Here is a 21,591-nt window from a genome sequence, read left to right on the forward strand (position 1 = left end):
CCTTCTGGTAGACCGATCGGTCAATCTGTTTGGCGCACTCAGCGTATGGAGGTCGGGAGCCGCTCCCCATGGCTTGCCGTCTCCATTTCATATCTGATCGTCTTGTGCGCAGCGGCCTCGCGATACGATCTGGCGATGGACGTGCTCAGCGATGCGATCGGCGTCATGCGTACGGGGCGCCCGCATTCCAGTGAAATCCGCAAGCACGCTCCGTGGGGAGTGCGGGCCGAGCCGTTCTCCGGGGCCGGCTTCCATGTGGTGCTGGAAGGGACATGCTGGCTGATCCCGCCAGCGGGCGCCGCGATCGCCCTGAGCGTGGGCGATGTGGTGTGCCTTCCGCACGGCTGCGGGCACGCTCTGGCCGACAGCCCGTTGACGTCCCTGACGGGCGCACCCTCGGGATCCCTGCGGGAGATAGCGCCGAGCGCCGACGACGGCGAGGGAGCCACGACGGTCCTGCTGTGCGGCGCATACACGCTCGACCAGACCCGGCCACATCCGCTGTTCGAGGAACTGCCCGAGGTCATCCACCTTCCGGCACGTCTCGGCCACCGCACCCCGCTACATGCTGCCGTCAATCTGCTCGGTGACGAGATCGCCAACCCCAGCCACGGAACCGAAGCGGTCGTGTCGGCCTTGCTGGACATCATGCTGCTGTACATCCTGCGGGCCTGGCTCGAGGAGCAAACCGACGACGGCCCGGCCACCGGGTGGGCCGCGACGCTGCGCGATCCGGCGATCACCGCAGCGCTGCGCCATATCCACCAGGAACCCGCCGGGCAGTGGACGGTCGAAGCGCTGGGTGCGAAAGCCGGACTGTCGCGCGCGGCCTTTTCCCGCCGGTTCACCTCGCTGGTCGGCAAACCGCCGCTGGGTTACCTGACCTGGTGGCGGATGACCCTGGCGGCGCGACTGTTGCGCGACAGCGACAAGCCGGTACAGACCGTCGCCCAGCGCACCGGATACACCTCCGAATTCGCCTTCGCCAAAGCGTTCAAACGAGAGTACGGCTTGGCCCCCGGTCGGTACCGCCAGCAGTCGCGGAGGTAGTCCGGTCAGCACGCCGTGACGACTACGGCCGCCTGTTGGACGCCATCCTGATCTGCTGCTGACCGCTCGAAGTCCGTAATCGATCGGGTGTCGGTCTCCTCGAATTCGTTACTCTCTGCTACATCGCTCACGAAAATGCGGCCGTTGCTCCGCGAGTACCGGAGATCTCAACACCACGGTCGCAATCTGACGGTCGCCACGGCGCGAGACCGTTAGAGCTGTGCACGTTTCCCCGTACACGCTTGTGCACGTTGACGGCTCTGGCAAGATTTTCGTAGCCGGAGATCATCTCGGGGTGGCGGTCGGCCCGTCCGCATAGCGGGCAGCCTGTGGGTGTGCTCTGTTGAACTGGACTCGCTGTTACCGCAGTTGGCGGATGTGCTGGTGGCCTCGGTCGATGTTTCTGGCCCTGTCGTCGTGATCCAGGCCCATACGAGATCCGGTGTGCCAGCAGAGTGCACGGGCTGCGGAACGTAGAGCGGGTGGTGTCACAGCCGCTACGTCAGGCGACTGGCCGATGCGTCGCTGGGCGGCCGTGCCGTGTTGATCGAGCTGAGTGTGCGACGTCTGTACTGCGAGAACGCCACGTGCGGAAAGACCACACTCGCCGAGCAGGTGCCGGGTCTGACCGTGCGCTACCAGCGGCGCACGCCGCTGCTGCAGCACCTGGTCGAGGCAGTGGGCGTGCAGCTGGCGGGCCGAGGCGGAGCCCGGATGCTGCGGATCCTGAACATCACGCTCTCGCGCTGCACCGTCCTGTCACAGCTGATGCGCATGTCACTGCCAGCCCTTCCCACGCCCCGGGTGCTGGGCGTGGACGACTTCGCTCTCTACGGTGACACCTTCGGAACCCTCCTGGTCGACGCCACCACCCGGCTGCCCCTCACACTCTGGGAGGGACGGGATGCCGAACAGCTCAGCCGCTGGCTGCACGAGCATCCAGGTGTCGAGATCGTCTGTCGTGACGGCTCCCTCACCTACCGGCAGGGCATCACGGACGGCGCCCCCGAGGCCGTGCAGGTCAGCGGCCGCTTTCACCTCTGGCAGGGGCTGTCCCGCCGCGTCCAGGACATCGCTGCCGCGCACCGTGGCTGCCTGCCCACGGCACTGCCACCGACTGCGGAATTCATCCCGTCTCCGGCCAGGGAGACCGTCGAGGACGCCGCGGCGGACACCCGGGCCGGGCGTCACGCCAGAAGGCTCTTCGAAGCCGTACACACCCTCACCGACACGGGCCGGCCCTACAGCGCAGTAGCCCGCGAACTCGGCCTGGACCGCCGCACGGTCCGCAAGTACGCCCGGGCCCGCACCTGGCAGGAGGTGCGGCCGTGCCGGCCGCCCGGTGCGCCCCGAAGGGGTGGATGAGTTGGTCGCCGAGGGACGGGCCCTGGCGCTGCGCGGCGAGGCCGACGCCGCGCTGGTCGTGTTCGGCCGGGCCGCCGACAAGGGGGCGGGCACCGGACGGTACCTGCGGCCAATTCTTGACGCGTTCCTGAACCTCGGGACAGCGCACTTCACGTTGGGGAGCGACGTGCTGTGTAACGCCCACGTCGTGGCAGCCGTGGGCCAAGAGCGGATTCGTGCCGAAGTGGTCCCGCTCTACCTGCGTGCCGCCGGGGACGCCTCGAACGCCAGGCCGGACCAGTACGCCTGGAAGGTGGCGGACTACCTATCGGAAACGGGCGTCGGCTCCCCCGAGGGCCCGGACCGCGAGGAGTACTGGCGCGCACGCCGCGAGGCCTTCGTCCCGCCCGTCCTCCCCCAGCCCCCCGCCTTTCAACAGGCTCTCGATCGCGCCCGTGAGCTTGTCGCCGTCGGCGACCCCGAGGGGGCCTGGGGCACGCTACGCCAAGCCCTCACCTGCTGGTACTCCGACCATCCTCACAGCATCGCCCCGGTCAACTCCTCACCGACCCCGCCTTCCGCGACATCATCACCCCGCGCCGGGCACGCCTGATCGCCCACACACCCAGAGGGCAGGCGTACTCGCCCGGCACCTGAGGCGCGGATCGAAGTACGAGCGCCCCGCCCCCAGGTCCGCGAGCGCCTCTGAGTCTCCTCCGACGCATCGGAGGAGGCCCGAGCGGTCGCCGTTACGGGTGTCAGCCAACGGAGCCGGCCGCTGCGCTGATGACCTTGGCTACCGCGTCAGGGTGCGAGATCAGGGTCAGATGTGACCCGCCTTGGAAGACTGTCGTCTTCGCGTGGGCGCGACGAGCCATGTGTTCTTCTGACTGCTGGGTGATGATCCGGTCGCCTGAACTGATGAAGTACCAGGACGGGATGGTCTTCCAGGCTGCGTGCCGCGACGGCGTGTTGAACGCGATCGTCGAGGCGGCGCGCTGCGTCGCCCACAGGTTTTCGGCCTGGTTGGTGGGCAGGTCACTTGCGAAGTCCTTGACGAATATGTCCTTCTTCAGATATAGGTTCTGCCCGCCGGACGGGGCCTGGGGGTATGCCGCGGTGTCGTACAGCTTGCTGGCCGGCGCATTCAGTGCCGAGGTGGAGCCGCTCACGGATCCGGTGGTCTCTCCGACGGCGGGCGCGGCCGCGTCCACGTAGACCAGGGCCTTGACGTTCTTGGTCTCCGCAGCGGCGTTGGTGATGACACTGCCCCCGTAGGAGTGTCCGACGAGCACCACCGGGCCGTGCACCGTCTTGAGGAAGTCGGCAACCGTCTGCGAGTCGGTGGTCAGGTTCTGCAGAGGATTGGCGATGGCACGTACCTGGTACCCCGCGCTCCGGAGGATCTTGACTTCGCCGTTCCAGCTGGAGGCGTCGGCCCAGGCACCGTGGACCAGCACGATGGTGGGTTTGGAGGCGGTTGGGGAGGGTGTCGCCGACGGGCCCGTAGCGTCGGCGTGCGTGGGGACGAGTGCGGACATGGCAAAGGAGATGCCGACCGCGGCAGCAGCCGAGTAACGAATCGAGTGTATTCGGTGCATACGCCTACCCCACAGTTCGTCAGCCGGGACGTGACCGCGACACTGGCTTACGGGAGGAGTGATGACCTGCTGCGCTATGTCATCCGCAATCCTCGGGCACCGGCGGCCACGGAGGGACAGGCTGCACGCGGCCGGCCCAGCGCTTGCCTGGCACTGCGCGGCCCTCACGACCAATGTGCCATGCGCCGCACCGCCTCGCATTCCGGAGTGCGTCGGCGGTGTGCCAGTCCTCTGCCCGGGTAGGCGTTTGACTGCGGGGATGTCGAGGCCGACATCGCGGATGAGGTATCGAATCGGATAGGGCTACCGAAGCCATCGTCGCACAGCCCAAGGTGGTCGGCTGTCCGGCAGCGGAGCCGGACGGCAGCGGGGGGCGGGCGCGGGGCCGAGGGCATACATGTGCCGCAGGCCGGATGGCATTGCCCTTGCCGGAAACCTCATCCATGCAGGTCACGCCGCATGTTGGTATTTGTGGAGGATGCCTGAAGCTGAAGGGTGTCAATATCCCGATCAGGCTGCTGAGCTGGGTGTTTCTTGTGGATGGAGAAGTCGTTGGGGTGGCGTGGTGTGGTACTCGTTGAGCAGGCCGCCGAGTAGCTGTCGCCGTCGGACTACGGCAGCGGGCAGGGGGTGACGCTCGGGTGGTCGTCGGGTGCTCGTAGGTCGAGGCTGCGGCGGGCCCGTCCGGTGTTGTAGTGCTCGGCATACGTGGTGAGGACGGCACGGAGGTGTCGTTCGCCGGTGATGAGGATTCTGTCGGTGCATTCGGCGCGGGCCGTGCGTATCCATCGTTCGGCGAACGCGTTCGACCGCGGGCTTTGCGGCGGCGTCGGGATGACGGCTGTGCCGTTGCCGGTGAAGACTCGAACGCGGCGGTGAACTTGCTGTCCCGGTCACGGATGAGGAACCGGAAGCACCCCGCCCTGTCGCCGAGGTCCATGAGCAGGTTGCGGGCGAGCTGAGTGACCCATGCGCCCGTAGGGTGGGCGGTGACGCCCAGGACATGGACGCGCCCGGTGGCGATCTCCATGACGAAGAAGACGTAGAGACGTTTGAGGAAGACGGTCTCCACGTGCATGAAGTCGCAGGCGAGCAGCGTGTGGGCCTGGGAGCGCAGGAAGGACCGCCAGGTCTGCTGGGAGGCGCGCTGCGGTGCGGGCGGCAGACCGGAGCGGCGCAGAACGCTCCGGATCGTGGCGGCGGCAACCCTACGACCGAGCCGTCGGAGCTCGCCTTGGATCCTGACGTATCCCCAGGTCGGGTGCTCTCGCGCCAGGCGCTGGATGAGCGCGACCGTCCCCTCCGCCAGCGGTGGTCGGCCGGGTCCGGTTGGGGTTTGGCGCGCCATTTCCAGCGCACGAGATGGCGGTGCCAGGTCAGCAGTGTGCCTGGGGTGACCAGCCGGTGGCGGCGTAAGGCGGTTGGAAGGTGCCGTGCCAGAGCGGAGAGCACGGCACGATCGGCCCATGAGAGCTACGGGCGCTCGATCTGCCGGCGAAGCACGGCGACCTCATGACGAAGCGCGAGGATCTCGGCGTTGTTCGCGGCGGCCGATCGGCCCAGCACAAGGAAGCAGCCCAGCAGTCGGCAGAAGATCAGATAGAGCAGTCGCAGACCCACGATCAGTGATCATGCCCATACTTGGGCGATCGAAAAGTCCCAGGTCAACCACCGCACGGCAATAAAGACACTGCGGGTGTCGGTAAATCATCCACGCAGGTGAGAGCTTGTTCAGAGATCTTCGACTTTGGCCGACGCTCACCCCGGCATCTTCACCTGTACAAGGCCCCGACGGCATCATGACCTCTCGCGCTGCTACCTCACCGCGACCAACACCCTGGCGTTCCTACGTCTCCTGCCGATGAGCGACAGAGTCAAGGACATCGAGATCCTGGTGCTCCGGCACCAACTGCTGGTCCTGCAGCGCCAGGTCGGCAAGCCTGCCTTCAATGACAGTGATCGCGCTGTCCTCTCCGGCCTTCTGCACCACCTGCCCAAAGACAGACTGCGGCACCTTCTGCTGCTGGTCCGCCCCGAGACGGTCTTGCGCCGGCATCGTGAGCTGCTCAGGCAGCGCCATGCCGCGACCCGCATGCCCAAGCGGCGCGGACACCCCCGCACCATCCGCTCGATCCGCGCCCTCGTCCTGCGCCTGGCCAGGGAGAATGCCTCGTGGGGAGATCGCCAGATCCACGGCGAACTCGCAGCCCTGGGGATCAAGGTCGCCGCCTCCACAGTCCGGGAGATCCTCCGCGAGCACGGCATCCCACCCGCCCCCGAACGGCAGAGCACCACCTGGGCCGACTTCCTCCGCAGCCAGGCCGAGGCCCTCCTCTCCTGCGATCTCTTCGAAGTCCGCACGCTGACAGGGGCGCGCCTGTACGTCTTCGCCGTCATCGAGCACATCACCCGTCGCATCAGGATTCTGGGTGCCAGCGCGCATCCGACCGGGGACTGGATCGTGCAGCTCGGACGCGGTTCCTGATCCGCGACCGCGACTCGAAGTTCACAACCGCCTTCGACGCCCTGATGACCTACCCCGGTCTCAAGATCCTCACCACCGGCATTCGGATACCCCGGATGAACTCCCTCATCGAGCGCTGGATACAGACCTGCCGCACCGAACTCCTGGGCCGGACCCTGATCTGGCACCAGAGCCACCTCCTCCACGCCCTGCGCGAGTACGAGCCCGATAGGGCGCTCACGCCCTGGGAGTGCCCCGTCTGCCGGCGGACGCCAAGGGGCATTACCTCGTCTTGACGCGGCAGGCACCTTGCAGCCGGGACACCCGAGCACCGGCTACCTGCGGAAACACGCCGACCGAGGCCCTCAGCCCACACCTTCCCCCTGTCGCATGGGGAGCACGAGATCTGCCCGACCCTGTTGCCCATTGTGGCTATGCGGTGAGGGTGTGCTCGAGTCGGGTGAGGTGGCTGGTGCGGGTGCGGTCCAAGGGGTAGTCGTTCCACCAGGCATTCAGGCGGATCAGGTCCGCCGCAAAGCCCCAGGTCAAACGCTTACGCTCGTGCGACTGCTCTGCCTGATCGCCACGCGGATCTTCGCGAGGCTGGTCCTGCTCTCCCGTTCCTCCGCCGCCGAGAACGCCGAAATACTGATCTTGCGACACGAGGTCGCGGTCCTGCGCCTGCAGATCACCACTCCCAAGCCAAGCCGGCCAGACCGCACCCTGATCGCCGCCCCAGGACGCCCACCGCTGTCCGAGGAACTGCGCGAACTCGTCATCCGGCTCGCCACCGAGAATCCCCGATGGAGCTTCCGGCGCGTCCACGCCGAACTGCGCCACCTCGGACACAAGGGAAGTTCACCGCCGCGTTCGACGCCGTCTTCTCCAGTGAGGGCATCACTGTGGACAAGATCCCTCCACGCAGCCCCAACTGCAACCGGCACGCGGAACGCTTCGCACGCTCCGTACGGGGTGAGTGCACCGACCGCCTGCTGATCTTCGACCGCGGCCACGCAGAGGGAGTCCTGCACGACTATGCCCGCCACTTCAACGGACATCGGCCTCACCAAGCCCGGGATCAGCTCGCGCCCCTGGACGACCCGAGCGTCAGTACCGCCGCGCAAGCTGATCACTCGGCAAAACAGCAGCTCAGCGGATATGCAGACATTTTGAACCGGTACGCGGCTCTGCCCGCGCGCCGCGGCACGGTTGAGGTGAGCACCTGGGGACCACATGGACACGGCCGCGACACGCCAGCGAAACACCCTCTCCCTAATTTCTGTCATCCGACAGGAACCAGTGACTGGGGCTCGCCATGACCGCCACCGCACCACACTCCGAAGCTGAGGAAGCGGCGGCCTCCGCCGACGCAGCCGCGCTCGCCGGGTTCGGATACCGCCAGGAACTGCACCGCACCCTGGGCCGGTACGCCTCTTTCGCTGCCGGCTTCTCCTTCATCTCCGTCGTGACCACCGTCTTCCAGTTCTTCGCGTTCGGCTACTCCTTCGGTGGCGCGGCCTTCTTCTGGACCTGGCCCGCCGTGCTGCTCGGGCAGCTCCTGGTCGCGGCGTGCTTCGCCGAGCTCGCCGCCCGCTACCCGATCTCGGGGGCGATCTACCAGTGGTCGACGCGGCTCAGCACGCCCGCCTTCGGCTGGTACGCCGGCTGGATCATGGTGATCGGCCAGATCGTCGTGGTGGCGGCCGCCGCGCTCGCCCTGCAGATGGTTCTGCCCGCGATCTGGTCGGGCTTCCAGATCCTCGGGGGCGATCCGGCGCCCTTCTCCGCCTCGGGCGCGGCCAATGCCGCCGTTCTCGCCGTCGCGCTCCTCGCGCTCACCACCGTCGTGAACGTCCTCGACAACAAGGTGCTCTCGGTGGTCAACCGAATCGGGGTCACCGCCGAGATCGTCGGCGCCGTCCTGATCATCGTGCTGCTGTTCACCCACGCCGAGCGGGGCACGGGAGTCACCCTGCACACCGGCGGCGAGGGCGGGGCGGTCACGGCCGTGCTGGTCGGCTCGTTCGCCGCGGCCTACGTCCTGATCGGTTTCGACAGCGCGGGAGAGATGAGCGAGGAGACCCACAATCCCCGTCGCACCGCGCCGCGCACGATCCTCACCGCTCTCGTCTCCGCCGGGGTGCTGGCCACCCTGCTGGTGCTCGGGGGGTTGCTCGCCGCGCCCAGCCTGACCGACGGGCGGCTGGCCTCGGACGGGCTGTCGTACGTCCTCACCAGCAGCCTCGGCGACGGGGTGGGCAAGGCCCTGCTGGCCGACGTGGTGGTGGCCATCGCCGTGGCGACGCTCGCGATCCAGACCTCCGCGACCCGGATGCTCTTCTCGATGGCGCGGGACGGGGTGCTGCCGGCCTCGCGGACGCTGGCGAAGGTGTCTCCGTCCACCGGCATGCCGAAGGGACCGGCCCTGGTGGTCGGCGTGGGCGCGGCGGGCCTGTGCCTGCTCAACCTGGCCTCGCCGGAGGCGTTCCTGGCGATCGGCACGACCTGCATCGCCATGCTGTATCTGGCGTACGCGATGGTGACGGGCCCCATGCTGGTGCGGCGGCTGCGCGGCGGCCTGCCCGCGGCAGGAGACATGGCGGGAGGCGTGGACGAGACGGGCAAGCCGCTGTTCTCACTCGGGCGCTGGGGGCTGCCGATCAACGCCCTCGCCCTGGTCTATGGCCTGTTCATGACCGTCAACCTGGCCTGGCCGCGCGTCGCCGTCTACGACCCGTCGGGCGGTCACTGGTACTTCCAGTGGTTCACCGCGCTGTTCCTGGGCGGCTCGGTACTGCTCGGCGCGGCCTACCGGAAGCGGCGGGCCCGCGCCACGGACTCGGCTTCCTCGTCGCCGGCACCGGCCGAGACCGCCGCGCGGCTCTCGCCCGCCTCCCCCCGCCCGTAGCGGGCCTGCTCTCAGGGCCGGCGGTCATACCGACGCCAGCCCCACCGCCTGCTCCCGGACCCCGGCCAGTGCCCCCTCCGCCACGCCCGCGACTCGCAGCGCCGCATCCGCCGTCGCGGCCGCGAACGCGTCGGTGGGCCGGTCGGGGTCCGAGCGGTGGATCAGGATGACCCCTTCGATGAGCCCGAAGACCAGATCCGTGCGGAGCGCCAGCTCGCCCTTGTCGAGCGACCCGCAGCTCTCCGTCGCGGCGAGCAGCCGGCCGTACGCCTCCTTGAGTTCCAGCCGCACGTGGTGGAAGCCGGCGAAGCCTTCGCTGCGCACTTCGGGCAGGAGGTAGAGGCCTCCGAGGTTGTGCGGTCCGCCGCACAGCAGGCGCACATCGGAGCTGCACAGAAACCACAGACGGGCCTCGGGCGGCGCGGCCTCGTCGGCCGCGAGCAGCCGGTGCGCCAGCGCCAGCGAGGGGGTGACCGTGGACTCCAGGAGCTCGGCGAGGAGGTCCTCCTTGCCCGCGAAGTAGTGGTACATCGTGGCCTGCCGCATGCCGGCCCGCTCGGCGACGGCCCGTGTCGTCGTCGCCGCGTATCCACGGGTGGTGAACAACTCGGCCGCGGCGGCGAGCAGTTCGTCGCGCGGCGACAGACCGCTGTCGAGCCGCCCCGCGGCGCGCGGCCGGCCCACCCGCTTTCCTGGAGTGCTCATGGGGCGATCGTCGCACATCCGCGCCCGCGCCCCGTCCGCCGACCACGGTGAGGGCCGGGTAACCGGGCCGCAACAGGCGGGCAACGCGGCCGACGCACCCTCCCCCTAATTTCTGTCAAGCGACAGAAATGGAGGCGACCGATGGCGACAGCGACGACGTACGAAGCCCGGGACCACGCCCGCGCTCAGGAGGGCACCCGCGCCGAGGCCATGCCCGTGGTGCCCGCCACCGACTGGCCCTCCCCACCGTGCGAGGCCGGCCATCTCGTGTGGGCGGAGACCGTGGCGGGCGGCAACTACAGCCACCGGGTCCTCGCCCGCGGCACCGAACTCCGGCTCACGGACCTGCGCGGCGACGCCTGTGCCCATCTGCTGCTCTACGTCGCGGACCGACCCTGGGAGCGGCTCAACGCGGCCGACACCGTCAAGGTGCAGTGGAACGCCTACCTGGGCGAGGGCAGCCTGCTCCTCTCCGACCAGGGCCGTGTGCTCGCCTCCGTCGTCGTGGACGACTCGGGCCGACACGACGCGCTGTGCGGCACCTCCACCCTCGTGCGGAACACCGAGCGCTATGGCAACGGCACCCCGCAGTCCGCCTCGCCCGCGGGCCGTGAGCTGTTCAAGCTGGCCGCGCTCAAGAACGGGCTGGAGCCGCGAGACCTGCCGCCGTCGATCTCCTTCTTCCAGGGCGTGCGGGCGGCCGACGACGGCTCCGTGAACTTCACCGGCTCCGCCGGCCCCGGCGCCCGGGTGACCCTGCGCGCCGAGCAGGACCTGACCGTGCTGATCGCCAACGTTCCCCACCCCGCCGACCCCCGCGCCGAGTACACCAGCACCCCGCTGGAAGTACTGGCCTGGCGGGCCGCGCCGACCGCGCCCGGCGACCCGCTGTGGGACGCCACCCCCGAAGGCCGCCGCGCCTTCCTCAACACCGCTGAATTCCTCACCGCCAGGGGGCTCGCATGACCACCGCACACCCCGCGCCCGCCTCGCGGCCCGCGCGGACGGACGAGTCCGAGCGCACGGTCACCGTCGTCCCCGCGCGGGCGGCCTGGTCGGCCGTCGTCCCCGCCGGTGACCTGCTCACCATCACCGATCTGCACGGCAACCAGGCGGTCGACTTCCTGGTCTACGACGCCCACGACACCACCGTGCGCTACAGCGCGCCCGACACCATCCACGCCCAGGGCAACATCTTCCTCACCACGGGCTCCGTGCTGCTGTCGAACGAGCACACCCCGCTGATGACGGTGGTCGAGGACACATGCGGGCGGCACGACACGGTCGGCGGCGCCTGCTCCAAGGAGTCCAACAGCCTCCGGTACGGCCACCACACCTGGTCCCAGCACGCGTGCGTGGACAACTTCCTGGCCGAGGGGGCCCGGCACGGCCTCGGCAAGCGTGACCTGGTGTCCAACATCAACTGGTATATGAACGTGCCGGTCGAGAAGGACGGCACGCTCGGCATCGTGGACGGCATCTCGGCGCCCGGGCTGCGGGTCACCCTGCGCGCCGAGGCCGATGTGCTCGTCCTCGTCTCCAACTGCCCGCAGATCAACAACCCCTGCAACGGCTTCGAGCCCACGGCGGTGGAGATGACGATCACCGGGGCCGCCCCGTGAACCTCGACCGCTTCGACACCCTGCTGGTGGCCAACCGGGGCGAGATCGCCGCGCGTATCATCCGCACGGCCCGCCGCCTGGGCCTGCGCACCGTCGCCGTCTTCTCCGACCCCGACCGGTCGAGCCCGCACGTCAGGCTCGCCGACACGGCGGTGCGGCTGGGCCCCGCCCTCGCCAAGGACTCGTATCTGAACGCCGATCTGGTGCTCCGGGCCGCCAAGGATACGGGCGCGGGAGCGATCCACCCGGGGTACGGATTCCTCTCCGAGGACGCGGAGTTCGCCCGCCGCTGCGAGGCGGCGGGGATCGTCTTCGTCGGTCCCTCGCCCGAGCAGCTTGAGCTGTTCGGCGCGAAGCACACCGCGCGCGCCGCCGCCGAGCGCGCCGGAGTCCCGCTCGCCCCGGGCACCGGCCTGCTCCCCGATCTCCCCGCCGCCCACGCCGCGGCGGAGCGGATCGGCTACCCGGTGATGCTGAAGGCGACCGGCGGCGGAGGCGGCATCGGCATGGGGGCCTGCCACGGCCCCGACGAACTCGCCGACGCCTGGGAGCGGGTGCAGCGCGTCGCCTCGGCGTCCTTCTCCTCCCACGGAGTCTTCCTGGAGCGGCTGGTGGAGCAGGCCCGCCACGTCGAGGTGCAGGTCTTCGGTGACGGTCTCGGCCGGGTCGTCGCCCTGGGGGACCGGGACTGCTCCCTCCAACGCCGTAACCAGAAGGTGCTGGAAGAGGCCCCGGCTCCCGGCCTGCCGGATGCCGTCCGGGCCTCGCTCGCCGCGTCCGCCCGAAATCTGTGCGCCTCGGTCGGCTACCGCTCGGCCGGAACCGTCGAGTTCGTGTACGACGCGGCCCGCCAGGAGGCGTACTTCCTGGAGGTGAACACCCGCCTCCAGGTGGAGCACCCGGTCACCGAGGAGATCTACGGCATCGACCTCGTGGAGTGGATGCTGCGGCTCGCCCAGGGAGACACCACGGTGGTGCGCGATCCGGGAACTCCGCGCGGCCATGCCATCGAGGCCCGCATGTACGCCGAGGATCCGACCCGCGAGCACCGGCCCAGCGCCGGACTGCTGACGAACGTCGCGTTCCCCCCGGACGTCCGCGTGGACACCTGGGTGGAGACCGGTGCCGAGGTGACGACGTCGTACGATCCGATGCTGGCCAAGATCGTCGCGTATGGCGCCGACCGGACGGAGGCACTCCGCCGCCTGGACGCCGCGCTGACCGCGACCCGGGTGGACGGGATCGAGACCAACCTCGGGCTGGTGCGCGCGGCCCTGGCCGACGCGGAGTTCCGGACCGCCGGACACTCCACCGCCACCCTGGCGCGGATCACCGACCCGACCCCGCGCATCGAGGTCACCGCCTCGGGCACCCTCACCACCGTCCAGGACTGGCCCGGCCGCACCGGCTACTGGCAGGTCGGCGTCCCACCGAGCGGCCCGATGGACGACCTGTCGTTCCGCCTCGGCAACCGGGCCCTCGGCAACGACGAGGGCGCGCCCGGCCTGGAGTGCACCCTCCAAGGCCCCACGCTGCGCTTCAGCCACGCCACGACGCTGTGCGTGACCGGCGCCCCGGCCCCGGTGGCCGTGAACGGCGAACCGGTGCCCCAGTGGGAGCCGGTGACCGTCCCCGCGGGGGCGGTCCTCACCGTCGGCGCCCCCGGCCGGCACGGCCTTCGGACATACGTCCTGTTCGCGGGCGGCCTGGAGACTCCCGCGTTTCTGGGCAGTGCGGCGACCTTCACCCTGGGCCGGTTCGGCGGGCACGGCGGCCGGGCCCTGCGGACCGGCGACGTCCTGCACGGTGGCACCGAGACCCGCTCAGGCGCCCCGGTGCCGACCGCCGACCGCCCGGCCTTCGGCGCCTCCTGGCGGATCGGAGCCGTGGAAGGCCCGCACGCCGCGCCCGAGTTCTTCACCGAGGACGACATCCGCGACTTCTACGACGCCGACTGGAAGGTCCACTTCAACTCGGCCCGGACCGGGGTCCGCCTGGTCGGGCCCAAACCCCGCTGGTCGCGTACGGACGGCGGCGAGGCGGGCCTGCACCCGTCCAACATCCACGACACCCCCTACTCGGTGGGCGCCGTCGACTACACCGGGGACATGCCGGTGCTGCTGGGGCCCGACGGGCCCTCGCTCGGCGGCTTCGTCTGCCCCGCGACCGTCGTGAAGGGGCAGCGCTGGAAGCTGGGCCAGGTCCGGCCCGGTGACACGGTCCGGTTCGTCCCGCTCACCGACCGCGCCGCGTCCGCCCTGCGCCGTACGCCGCAGGCCGACCCCGTCGCGGACCGGGCGGTCATCGTGGACGGCGGCGTGCTCCACCGGGCGGAACGCCTGGGGGAACACCAGGGGGAAGCCGTCACCTACCGCCGCAGCGGCGATGACAATGTGCTGGTCGAGTTCGGGCCGATGCAGCTGGACCTGGGTCTGCGGATGCGGGTGCAGGCGATGTTGGAGGCGGTGGCTGCCGAGCGTCTCCCCGGTGTCACCGACCTCACCCCCGGCATCCGCTCGCTCCAGGTCCAGACGGACCCCGACGTCCTGCCGCAGCCGGAGCTGCTGTCCGTGCTGCGCCGGATCGAGTCGAAGCTCCCGCCTACCGAGGAACTGGTGGTGCCCTCCCGCACCGTCCACCTGCCGCTGTCCTGGGACGACCCGGCGACCAGGGAGGCGATCGAACGCTACATGGCGGGGGTGCGGGACGACGCCCCCTGGTGCCCGTGGAACATCGAGTTCATCCGCCGGGTCAACGGTCTCGACTCGGTCGACGACGTGTTCCGTACGGTCTTCGACGCCGAGTACCTGGTGCTGGGCCTGGGTGATGTGTATCTGGGCGCCCCCGTGGCGACTCCGCTGGACCCGCGCCACCGCCTCGTCACCACGAAGTACAACCCGGCACGGACCTGGACCGCGGAGAACTCCGTCGGCATCGGGGGCGCCTATCTGTGCATTTATGGCATGGAGGGGCCGGGCGGCTACCAATTCGTCGGCCGGACCACGCAGGTGTGGTCCGGGTGGCAGCAGCGGGGTGCCTTCCAGCCGGGCTCGCCCTGGCTGCTGCGCTTCTTCGACCGCATCAAGTGGTACCCCGTCGAAGCGGACGAACTGCTCGAACTGCGGGCCGACATGGCGGCGGGCCGCTTCGCGCCGAGGATCGAGGAGGGCACCTTCGCCCTCGCCGACCATCAGCGTTTCCTGTCCGCCCACGCCGATTCCATCGGCGCGTTCCGATCCCGGCAGGCAGCGGCCTTCGCGGCGGAGCGCGACGCGTGGGAGGCGGCCGGTGAGTTCGCCCGCGCGGAGCGGGCGGCCGGGTCCGCCCCGCCGCCGGCCGATCTCGCGGTCCCGGCCGGCGGCCACCTGGTGGAGGCGGAATTCGCCGCCTCCGTCTGGCAGGTCGCGGTGGCGGCGGGGGACACGGTCACGGCCGGACAGCGGCTGCTCGCCCTGGAAGCGATGAAGATGGAGTCCTTCGTGCACGCGCCGCGGGGCGGCGTGGTGGCGCGGGTCCTCGCCAAACCCGGTGACCAGGTCGAACCGGGCTCTCCCTTGCTCATCCTGGGCCCGGCGGCCTGAGCGGCCCCGGACCCCGGCACCCGCCCGCCCCCTCCCTTGGCCCCCCCGTGGCTTTCCGTGCCCCCAAGGAGCATCACATGCCGCCCTCTGCCCTCCGGCGCGTCCGCGCCGCCTACGCCCGCATCGACCAGGTGGACCGCCCCGAGATCTGGATCGACCTCCGCCCCCGGGCGGAGGTCGAGGCCGAGGCCGGGGCCATCGACGCCCGCGTGGCCGCCGGGGAGCGCCTGCCGCTGGCCGGACGGCTGCTCGCCGTCAAAGGCAACATCGACGTGGCGGGGTTGCCGACGACCGCCGGCTGCCCCTCGTACGCGTACGAACCCACCGCCGACGCCCCCGTCGTCGCCCGCCTCCGGGCCGCCGGCGCGCTCGTCCTCGGCACCACGAATCTCGATCAGTTCGCGACCGGCCTGGTCGGCACGCGTTCTCCCTTCGGCGCCGTACGGAACGCCGTCGACCCCGCCCGGATCAGCGGTGGATCCAGCTCCGGCTCCGCCGTCGCCGTGTCGCTCGGCCTCGTGGACCTCGCCCTGGGCACCGACACCGCCGGATCCGGCCGCGTCCCGGCCGCCTTCAATGGCGTATACGGGCTGAAGCCGACCTACGGCCTGGTGCCCGCCGAGGGCACCGTCCCCGCCTGCGCGAGCCTGGACTGCGTCACCGTCTTCGCCCGCACCCTCCCCGAGGCCGAGCAGGCGCTGTCGTACATGAGCACAGCGCCCTCGCGCCTCCCCGAGCGGGCCCCCGGCCCCTGGCGGGTCGCCGTCCCCTCCACCGGCCGGCTGGGCGAGCTGGACCCCGGCTGGGCGGAGGCGTACGAGGCGGCCGCCGCCCGCCTGGAAGCCGCCGGAGTCCGTCTCCAGCCCCTCGACCTGGCACCGTTCACCGAGGCGGCCGCGATGCTGTACGAGGGCGCGTTCGTCGCCGAGCGCTACACCGCCGTCGGCGAGTTCATCGAGAAGGACACCCCCGACCTCGACCCCACCGTGGCCTCCATCATCCGCGGCGCCCGCGCCATCCCCGCCCACCGCCTCTTCGCCGACCAGGAGAAGCTCGCCGCGCTGCGCGCCCAGGCGCTGGCCGCCCTCGGTGACGCGGACGCCGTGCTCCTGCCCACCACTCCCGGCCACCCCACCCTCTCCGAGGTCGCCGCCGATCCCCTCGGCAGCAACGCCCGCCTCGGCCGGTTCACCAACTCCACCAACCTCTTCGGCCTGGCCGCGGTCGCCGTCCCGGCCGGCACCGTCGGCGGACTCCCCTTCGGTGTGATGCTGATCGGCCCGGCCCACACCGACGAGCGGCTGGCCCGGATCGCGGCCCGGCTCACCCCGCCCACCCGCGTCGCGGTCATCGGAGCCCATCTGACCGGGCAGCCACTGAACCCCCAGTTCCTCGCGCTGGGCGCCCGCCATGACCACACGACCGTCACCGCACCCCACTACCGGCTGTACGCCCTCACCACCGAGCCCGCCAAGCCGGGCCTGGTACGGGTCGCGGACGGCGGCGCGGCCATCGAGGCAGAGGTATGGGAGCTGCCGCCGGAAGGACTCGGCACGCTGGTCGCGACACTCCCCCGCCCCATGGCGATCGGCAGCGTCGAGCTTGCCGACGGCACGCAGGTGCCCGGCTTCCTGTGTGAGCCGTCCGGACTCGAGAACGCGAAGGACATCACGCCGTACGGCGGCTGGCGGTCCTACCTCGCGGCCGGACGGCCGTGATGCGGCGCGGCGTGCGGCGGATCGTGCCGCTGCTGCTCGGTTGGGAGGAACTCCCCAAGTCGGTTTCGGTGCATGGCGCGCCGTACGAGGAGCGGCTGCGCGAACCGGTACCCGCCGTTCTCCTGGAGTGCGACGGCGGCTGGCTGCTGCTGGACACCGGCTTCAACACGGCGCTGATCCGGGACCCGGCACTGCGGCGTCGCTTCTATGGCTCCCCCGCCTACCAGCCCATCCTGCCGGGCCCTGGCGAGCCGCTGGAGGAGGCCCTCGATACGGCCGGAGTCGCGATGGACTCGATCCACGCGGTGGCGGTCAGCCATCTGCACGCCGACCATGCGGGCGGATTGAAGCACTTCGCGGGCCGTGTGCCGGTGCATGTGCAACGCGCGGAGTTGGCCTACGGTCTCTCGGGGCAGCCGGAGGTCGAGCGCAACTCGATCTTCCGGGTCGACTTCGACGACCCCCGCATCGACTGGCGACAGGCCGACGGCGAGGTGGAGATCGCCCCCGGGGTGACAGCCGTGCTGACCGCCGGGCATACGCCGGGACACCAGAGCTTCGTGGTGGACCTCGCGGACGGCGGCGGCTTCGTGTTCGCCTTCGACGCCGCCGATCTCACCGAGAACATCGAGCGCGAGCTTCCCATCGGCGCCTCCATCGGGGTCGATCCGGCGCAGACCGTGGAGCCGATCCGCCGGCTCAAGAGCATCGCGGCCGAGCGTGGCTACGAGCTCATCCCCGGTCATGACCCCGTGGTCTGGCCGCGGTTGCGGGCGTCCTCACAGGCCCGCTTCACACGCCTTTAACGTTCTGGAGACAAGGAGGACTCCACTCACCGAATAATTGGATCCAAGTCAGCGCACATTAGATCCATTCTTCGGATCGGTGCCCAAGGAGGCCCACATGCCGGACCAGCCACACGGATCGCCCTCGCCCGGCTCTGCCGCGGCGGCGGTGTCGCGCCGCACCATGCTCCGGGGCGCGGGGCTCCTCGGAGTGGGAGTCGGTTTCGGGCTCCCCGCGTTGCTGAGCGCCTGTGGTGTGGCGGCTGACGACGCCGGGGGAAGCGGCAAAGGCGGCACTCTGACCCTCGCCATCGACGCCACCAGCGCCGTCGTCGACCCGGCCTTCTACACCTCGCTGGGCGACTGGATGGCCGTCGACTGTGTCTGCCGCGGCCTGACCTTCATCTCCTTCGAGACCAACGAACCCACCCCCGACCTGGCCAAGAGCTGGAAGATCTCCGATGACCAGCTCACCTACACCTTCACCCTGCGGGACGGCGTCACCTTCCACGACGGCACCACCCTGACCTCCGCCGACGTCCTGGCCAGCCTCAACCGGCAGTTCGACCCCGACGACAAAACCCTCCCCAAGGGCGCCACCCGGCCACTCGCCCGCCTCGGCTCGAACGTCGCCTCACTGACCGCCGAGGACAACCTCACCGTCAAGATGGTCCTCAAGGAGCCGGACCGAACCGTCCTCGGCAAGCTGTCCGACATCGGCGGTCGCATCATCTCCAAGGCGGCGCTCAAGAAGTACGGTGCCGACATCGGCAAGCACCTCGTCGGCACCGGCCCCTTCAAGTTCTCCTCCGCCACCTCCGGCCAGTCCATCACCCTTGAGGCCTTCGACGGCTTCCGGCTCGGCAGACCTCCCGTCGACCGACTGGTGCTGCGCCAGGTGCAGGACCCGTCGACCATCGTCAGTTCACTGCTCAGCGGCGACATCTCGGCCACTCAGTTCACCCCGTACTCCGCGGTCGCCCGGCTGCGCAAGGACGACTCGGTCAAGGTCTACAAGACCCCTTACAGCGCCAACGCCATCATGATGATCGATGCTCGGCGCATCCCCGAACTCAAGGTACGCAAGGCCATCAACCTCGCCATCGACCGCAAGGCCATCCTCGCCCAGGCGTTCTTCGGCATCGGCAGCGAACCCAAGGGATACGCCATCCCGCCCGCCCAGAGCTCCTACGACACCAGCCTGGCCGACCTGAGCACCCAGAACACCACTGAGGCGAGGAAACTCATCGCCGAGGCCCGCGCCCAAGGCCGCCGCGTCCGCATCATGGCGGCCAGCGACTCCTGGCACCCGAAGGCCGCCCAGATCATCGCCCAGAACCTCAGCGACGTCGGGTTCAGGGTGTCCACCACCTCGGTGGACCCGGCCACGTACTTCAGTCGTCTCCTCGACAAGAACGACGAGTACCACGACCTGATGATCTGGGAACGCAACACCTACATCCCGGACGCCGACGACATGGTCGGCGCCATGGCCAACCCCGCGGGCATCTACGGCTCCGCGCTCTCCGGCATGAGTGGCCTCGACGGCGTCGACACGCTCGCGAAAGACCTGGTCGAGGCCAAGAACCTCCCCGACGGAGGGCGGCGCACCGCCGCCTACACCAAGATCCAGCGCCGCTGGGCGGAGGAGTACATGGTGCTGTCGATGCTGGCCTGCTTCAGCAACCTGGTCGTCAGCGGCTCGCAGGTGAAGAACATGAACACCAGTGCGCTGGCCAACCACCGCTGCTACATGGAGAAGGCCCGTGTCTGACACCACGGCCGCGGCGGATGCCGCGGCCACCGGCGCACCGCCCGTAGCGGCCGACCGGCCGCCCTCGTCCCCCTCTCCCTCGCCCGCGCCCTCACCCTCGACCGAACGGCGGTCCACTCTCGCCTTGCTGCGCCATCGCCGGGTGGCGCGGTCCTGGCCGGCGGCGCTGTCCTGGCTCGTTCTGATCGCCGTGATCCTCGTGGCGGCCGTCGGCCCGCTCCTGGTCCAGGCCGACCCGCTGCGTCAGACCCCGTCGGCGCTGTTGCCCCCCGGCTCCGCGGGTCACCCGCTCGGCACGGACGACCTGGGCCGCGACGAGCTGGCCCGACTCGTGCACGGGGCCGGCCCGCTGCTGCTGGTGTCGTTCGCGGCGACCGCGCTGGCCGCCGCCGTCGGCACCGCGATCGGACTCGTCGCCGGATACGCCGGCGGCGTCGTCGAGCAGATCCTGATGCGCCTCGTCGACCTCGCCCTCGCCTTCCCCTCCATCCTGCTCGTCATCCTGTTGGTGGCGGCGGCCGGGGCCGGCACCAGCAGCCTGATCTTCGGCATCGGCATCTCCCTCGCGCCCGGTCTGGCCCGGCTGGCCCGCGCGCTGACGGCGCGCGAGGCCGCCCGCGACTACATCGTGGCCTGCCGGCTCGGCGGCACCCGCACCCCGCGCATCCTGGTGCGGGAACTGCTGCCGAACATCGCCGGACCGATGCTCGCCCAGATCGTCATGACACTCTCGATCGCGGCCGGCTTCGCCGCCGGCCTGTCCTATCTCGGCCTGGGGATCCAGCCGCCGCAACCCGACTGGGGGTACATGGTCCAGGCCGGCCAGGAGTTCCTCTTCTCCGCGCCCCGACTGGTCGTCCTGCCCGCGACGCTCACCCTGCTGTTCGTCGTCGCGTGCAACTTCGTGGGCGACGACCTGCGCGACGCGCTCGACCCCCGGGGGACCGCGTGAGTGGCTCCGCCGGCGCCGCCCGCGTGTCCCGCCCGCTGCGCCGGCCGAAGTGGGCCACCGGCACCGTCCCGTTGGTCCTACGGCGGCTGGCGGTCATCCCCCTCGTGTTGTTCGCGCTGGCCAGCCTGGTATTCCTGGCGATACGCCTGCTGCCCGGCTCACCGGCGACCTCGCTCGCGGCAGGTGGCAACAGCCTGTCCGCGGCCGAGGTGTCCGCCAACGAAGAGCGCGTCAGCAGGGCACTCGGGCTGGACCAGCCGCTGCTCACCCAGTACGGCACCTTCCTCGACGACCTGGTGCATCTGCGCCTGGGCAGCTCGTTCTACGGGTCCAACAGCGTCCTGGGGCTGCTCGCCGACGCCCTCCCCGCCACCATCGAGCTGACGCTCGCGGCGATGACCGTCGCGGTCCTGCTCGGTGTCTCAAGCGGTGTCGTCGCCGCGCTGCGCAAGGGCCGTTGGATCGACACCGTGATCCGGGGCGTGGCCACGGTGAGCTTCTCGCTGCCCTGGTTCGCGCTCGGTGTGCTCGGCATCATCGTGTTCGGCGTGTGGCTGCGCTGGCTGCCGGTCCTGGGCCGGCTGCCCAGCTCGCTGAACTACCACCCGACGACCAACTTCGTGCTGCTCGACGCGATCCTTCAGAACCGCCCCGAACTGGTGTGGCCCTGGATCGAGCACCTCATCCTGCCCTCGGTCACCTTGGCGCTGTCGATGGCCGGGTTCATCACCCGCATCGTCCGCGCCTCGGTGCTGGAGGTCCTCGGTGACGACTTCGTCAGGACCGCCCGTATGAAGGGCCTGAGCGAGAGCGTGGTGATCCGCCACCATGTGCTGCGCAACGCCTGGCTGCCCATCGTGACCGTCCTCGGGCTCCAGTTCGGGTCCCTGCTGGGCGGCTCGGTCATCACCGAGACGGTCTTCTCGTACGCCGGCGTCGGCCACCTGCTGGTGCAGGGCGTCCTCCAGCGGGACTACCCCGTCGTCCAGGGAGCCGCCCTCGCCATAGCCCTTCTGTTCACCCTGGTCAACCACGCGGTGGACCTGCTCTACACGGTCCTCGACCCGCGCATACGGAAAGGATGACC

General features: G+C 70.1%; 18 protein-coding genes and 1 pseudogene. 14 read left to right on the plus strand and 5 right to left on the minus strand.

Features of this window, described 5'->3' with window-relative positions; genetic code table 11:
* The first annotated feature begins 135 nt into the window (after nt 1–135).
* The 3 genes from ACZ4WQ_RS13420 (at nt 136) to ACZ4WQ_RS13430 (ending at nt 3,007) form a co-directional block, all read left to right on the plus strand.
* Nucleotides 136–1,050 carry an AraC family transcriptional regulator gene (locus ACZ4WQ_RS13420; RefSeq protein ID WP_385349397.1) on the plus strand — a complete coding sequence of 305 codons (915 nt, stop codon included), beginning with the start codon at nt 136–138 and terminating at the stop codon, nt 1,048–1,050.
* A 558-nt stretch (nt 1,051–1,608) separates the two neighbouring features.
* Entirely contained in the window at nt 1,609–2,415 is an 807-nt protein-coding gene (locus ACZ4WQ_RS13425) for a transposase (protein WP_398372203.1), read from the plus strand.
* Between the two features lies 1 nt (nt 2,416).
* Nucleotides 2,417–3,007 carry a hypothetical protein gene (locus ACZ4WQ_RS13430; protein ID WP_468022200.1) on the plus strand — a complete coding sequence of 197 codons (591 nt, stop codon included), beginning with the start codon at nt 2,417–2,419 and terminating at the stop codon, nt 3,005–3,007.
* A 145-nt stretch (nt 3,008–3,152) separates the two neighbouring features.
* Here ACZ4WQ_RS13430 and ACZ4WQ_RS13435 read toward each other — a convergent pair whose 3' ends face one another.
* From ACZ4WQ_RS13435 to ACZ4WQ_RS13445, 3 genes are all read right to left on the minus strand, one after another.
* Nucleotides 3,153–3,935: an alpha/beta hydrolase gene (locus ACZ4WQ_RS13435; protein ID WP_311729271.1), complete on the minus strand. Its 783-nt coding sequence runs from the start codon at nt 3,933–3,935 to the stop codon at nt 3,153–3,155.
* Nucleotides 3,936–4,606: 671 nt separating this feature from the next.
* Nucleotides 4,607–4,831, minus strand: coding sequence for an integrase core domain-containing protein (locus ACZ4WQ_RS13440; protein WP_361192041.1), 225 nt, complete (start codon nt 4,829–4,831; stop codon nt 4,607–4,609).
* Nucleotides 4,832–5,468: 637 nt separating this feature from the next.
* The gene (locus ACZ4WQ_RS13445; protein WP_311729272.1) at nt 5,469–5,615 is read right to left on the minus strand and encodes a hypothetical protein; all 147 of its coding nucleotides are present in this window, start codon (nt 5,613–5,615) and stop codon (nt 5,469–5,471) included.
* 241 nt (nt 5,616–5,856) lie between these two features.
* Here ACZ4WQ_RS13445 and ACZ4WQ_RS13450 point away from each other — a divergent pair.
* A pseudogene (locus ACZ4WQ_RS13450) lies at nt 5,857–6,755 on the plus strand (transposase family protein).
* Between the two features lie 136 nt (nt 6,756–6,891).
* Here ACZ4WQ_RS13450 and ACZ4WQ_RS13455 read toward each other — a convergent pair.
* A complete protein-coding gene (locus tag ACZ4WQ_RS13455; RefSeq protein ID WP_385346902.1) occupies nt 6,892–7,308 on the minus strand; it encodes a hypothetical protein in 417 nt (138 codons plus the stop codon).
* Here ACZ4WQ_RS13455 and ACZ4WQ_RS13460 point away from each other — a divergent pair.
* Nucleotides 7,263–7,778 (plus strand): integrase core domain-containing protein, encoded by a 516-nt coding sequence (locus ACZ4WQ_RS13460; protein ID WP_385346794.1) that lies wholly within the window; start codon nt 7,263–7,265, stop codon nt 7,776–7,778. The two genes, ACZ4WQ_RS13455 and ACZ4WQ_RS13460, sit on opposite strands and share 46 nt — an antisense overlap.
* Nucleotides 7,775–9,367, plus strand: a complete 1,593-nt coding sequence (locus ACZ4WQ_RS13465) for an amino acid permease (RefSeq protein WP_311729276.1) — start codon at nt 7,775–7,777, stop codon at nt 9,365–9,367. The genes ACZ4WQ_RS13460 and ACZ4WQ_RS13465 overlap by 4 nt, the downstream gene beginning before the upstream one ends.
* Before the next feature lie 24 nt (nt 9,368–9,391).
* On the opposite strand, the gene ACZ4WQ_RS13470 is transcribed toward ACZ4WQ_RS13465, so the two are convergent.
* Nucleotides 9,392–10,072 carry a TetR/AcrR family transcriptional regulator gene (locus tag ACZ4WQ_RS13470; protein WP_398372198.1) on the minus strand — a complete coding sequence of 227 codons (681 nt, stop codon included), beginning with the start codon at nt 10,070–10,072 and terminating at the stop codon, nt 9,392–9,394.
* Between the two features lie 141 nt (nt 10,073–10,213).
* Here ACZ4WQ_RS13470 and ACZ4WQ_RS13475 point away from each other — a divergent pair, with 141 nt between their 5' ends.
* From ACZ4WQ_RS13475 to ACZ4WQ_RS13510, 8 genes are all read left to right on the plus strand, one after another.
* Complete coding sequence (locus tag ACZ4WQ_RS13475) at nt 10,214–11,038, plus strand: urea amidolyase associated protein UAAP1 (protein ID WP_311729278.1); 825 nt, start codon at nt 10,214–10,216, stop codon at nt 11,036–11,038.
* A complete protein-coding gene (locus tag ACZ4WQ_RS13480) occupies nt 11,035–11,694 on the plus strand; it encodes an urea amidolyase associated protein UAAP2 (RefSeq protein ID WP_398372195.1) in 660 nt (219 codons plus the stop codon). Before ACZ4WQ_RS13475 ends, ACZ4WQ_RS13480 begins: the two co-directional genes overlap by 4 nt.
* A complete protein-coding gene (gene uca / locus ACZ4WQ_RS13485; RefSeq protein ID WP_398372193.1) occupies nt 11,691–15,275 on the plus strand; it encodes an urea carboxylase in 3,585 nt (1,194 codons plus the stop codon). Before ACZ4WQ_RS13480 ends, uca begins: the two co-directional genes overlap by 4 nt.
* 77 nt (nt 15,276–15,352) lie before the next feature.
* Entirely contained in the window at nt 15,353–16,993 is a 1,641-nt protein-coding gene (gene atzF, locus ACZ4WQ_RS13490; RefSeq protein WP_468022201.1) for an allophanate hydrolase, read from the plus strand.
* Nucleotides 16,993–17,799, plus strand: a complete 807-nt coding sequence (locus tag ACZ4WQ_RS13495) for an N-acyl homoserine lactonase family protein (RefSeq protein ID WP_398372189.1) — start codon at nt 16,993–16,995, stop codon at nt 17,797–17,799. Before atzF ends, ACZ4WQ_RS13495 begins: the two co-directional genes overlap by 1 nt.
* Nucleotides 17,800–17,896: 97 nt before the next feature.
* Entirely contained in the window at nt 17,897–19,552 is a 1,656-nt protein-coding gene (locus ACZ4WQ_RS13500; RefSeq protein WP_398372187.1) for an ABC transporter substrate-binding protein, read from the plus strand.
* Entirely contained in the window at nt 19,545–20,504 is a 960-nt protein-coding gene (locus tag ACZ4WQ_RS13505) for an ABC transporter permease (protein WP_311729284.1), read from the plus strand. Before ACZ4WQ_RS13500 ends, ACZ4WQ_RS13505 begins: the two co-directional genes overlap by 8 nt.
* Nucleotides 20,501–21,589 (plus strand): ABC transporter permease, encoded by a 1,089-nt coding sequence (locus ACZ4WQ_RS13510; RefSeq protein WP_398372185.1) that lies wholly within the window; start codon nt 20,501–20,503, stop codon nt 21,587–21,589. Before ACZ4WQ_RS13505 ends, ACZ4WQ_RS13510 begins: the two co-directional genes overlap by 4 nt.
* The last annotated feature ends 2 nt before the right edge of the window (nt 21,590–21,591 follow it).

It is taken from the genome of Streptomyces sp. NPDC028305, assembly GCF_055569495.1.

Bases quoted from the DNA above. Each gene is read 5' to 3' on its own strand.
- ACZ4WQ_RS13500 (WP_398372187.1), top strand. From the start codon at position 17,897: ATGCCGGACCAGCCACACGGATCGCCCTCGCCCGGCTCTGCCGCGGCG.
- atzF (WP_468022201.1), top strand. From the start codon at position 15,353: ATGCCGCCCTCTGCCCTCCGGCGCGTCCGCGCCGCCTACGCCCGCATC.
- ACZ4WQ_RS13460 (WP_385346794.1), top strand. From the start codon at position 7,263: ATGGAGCTTCCGGCGCGTCCACGCCGAACTGCGCCACCTCGGACACAA.
- ACZ4WQ_RS13420 (WP_385349397.1), top strand. From the start codon at position 136: ATGGACGTGCTCAGCGATGCGATCGGCGTCATGCGTACGGGGCGCCCG.
- ACZ4WQ_RS13475 (WP_311729278.1), top strand. From the start codon at position 10,214: ATGGCGACAGCGACGACGTACGAAGCCCGGGACCACGCCCGCGCTCAG.
- ACZ4WQ_RS13470 (WP_398372198.1), bottom strand. From the start codon at position 10,072: ATGAGCACTCCAGGAAAGCGGGTGGGCCGGCCGCGCGCCGCGGGGCGG.
- ACZ4WQ_RS13465 (WP_311729276.1), top strand. From the start codon at position 7,775: ATGACCGCCACCGCACCACACTCCGAAGCTGAGGAAGCGGCGGCCTCC.
- ACZ4WQ_RS13435 (WP_311729271.1), bottom strand. From the start codon at position 3,935: ATGTCCGCACTCGTCCCCACGCACGCCGACGCTACGGGCCCGTCGGCG.
- ACZ4WQ_RS13480 (WP_398372195.1), top strand. From the start codon at position 11,035: ATGACCACCGCACACCCCGCGCCCGCCTCGCGGCCCGCGCGGACGGAC.
- ACZ4WQ_RS13495 (WP_398372189.1), top strand. From the start codon at position 16,993: ATGCGGCGCGGCGTGCGGCGGATCGTGCCGCTGCTGCTCGGTTGGGAG.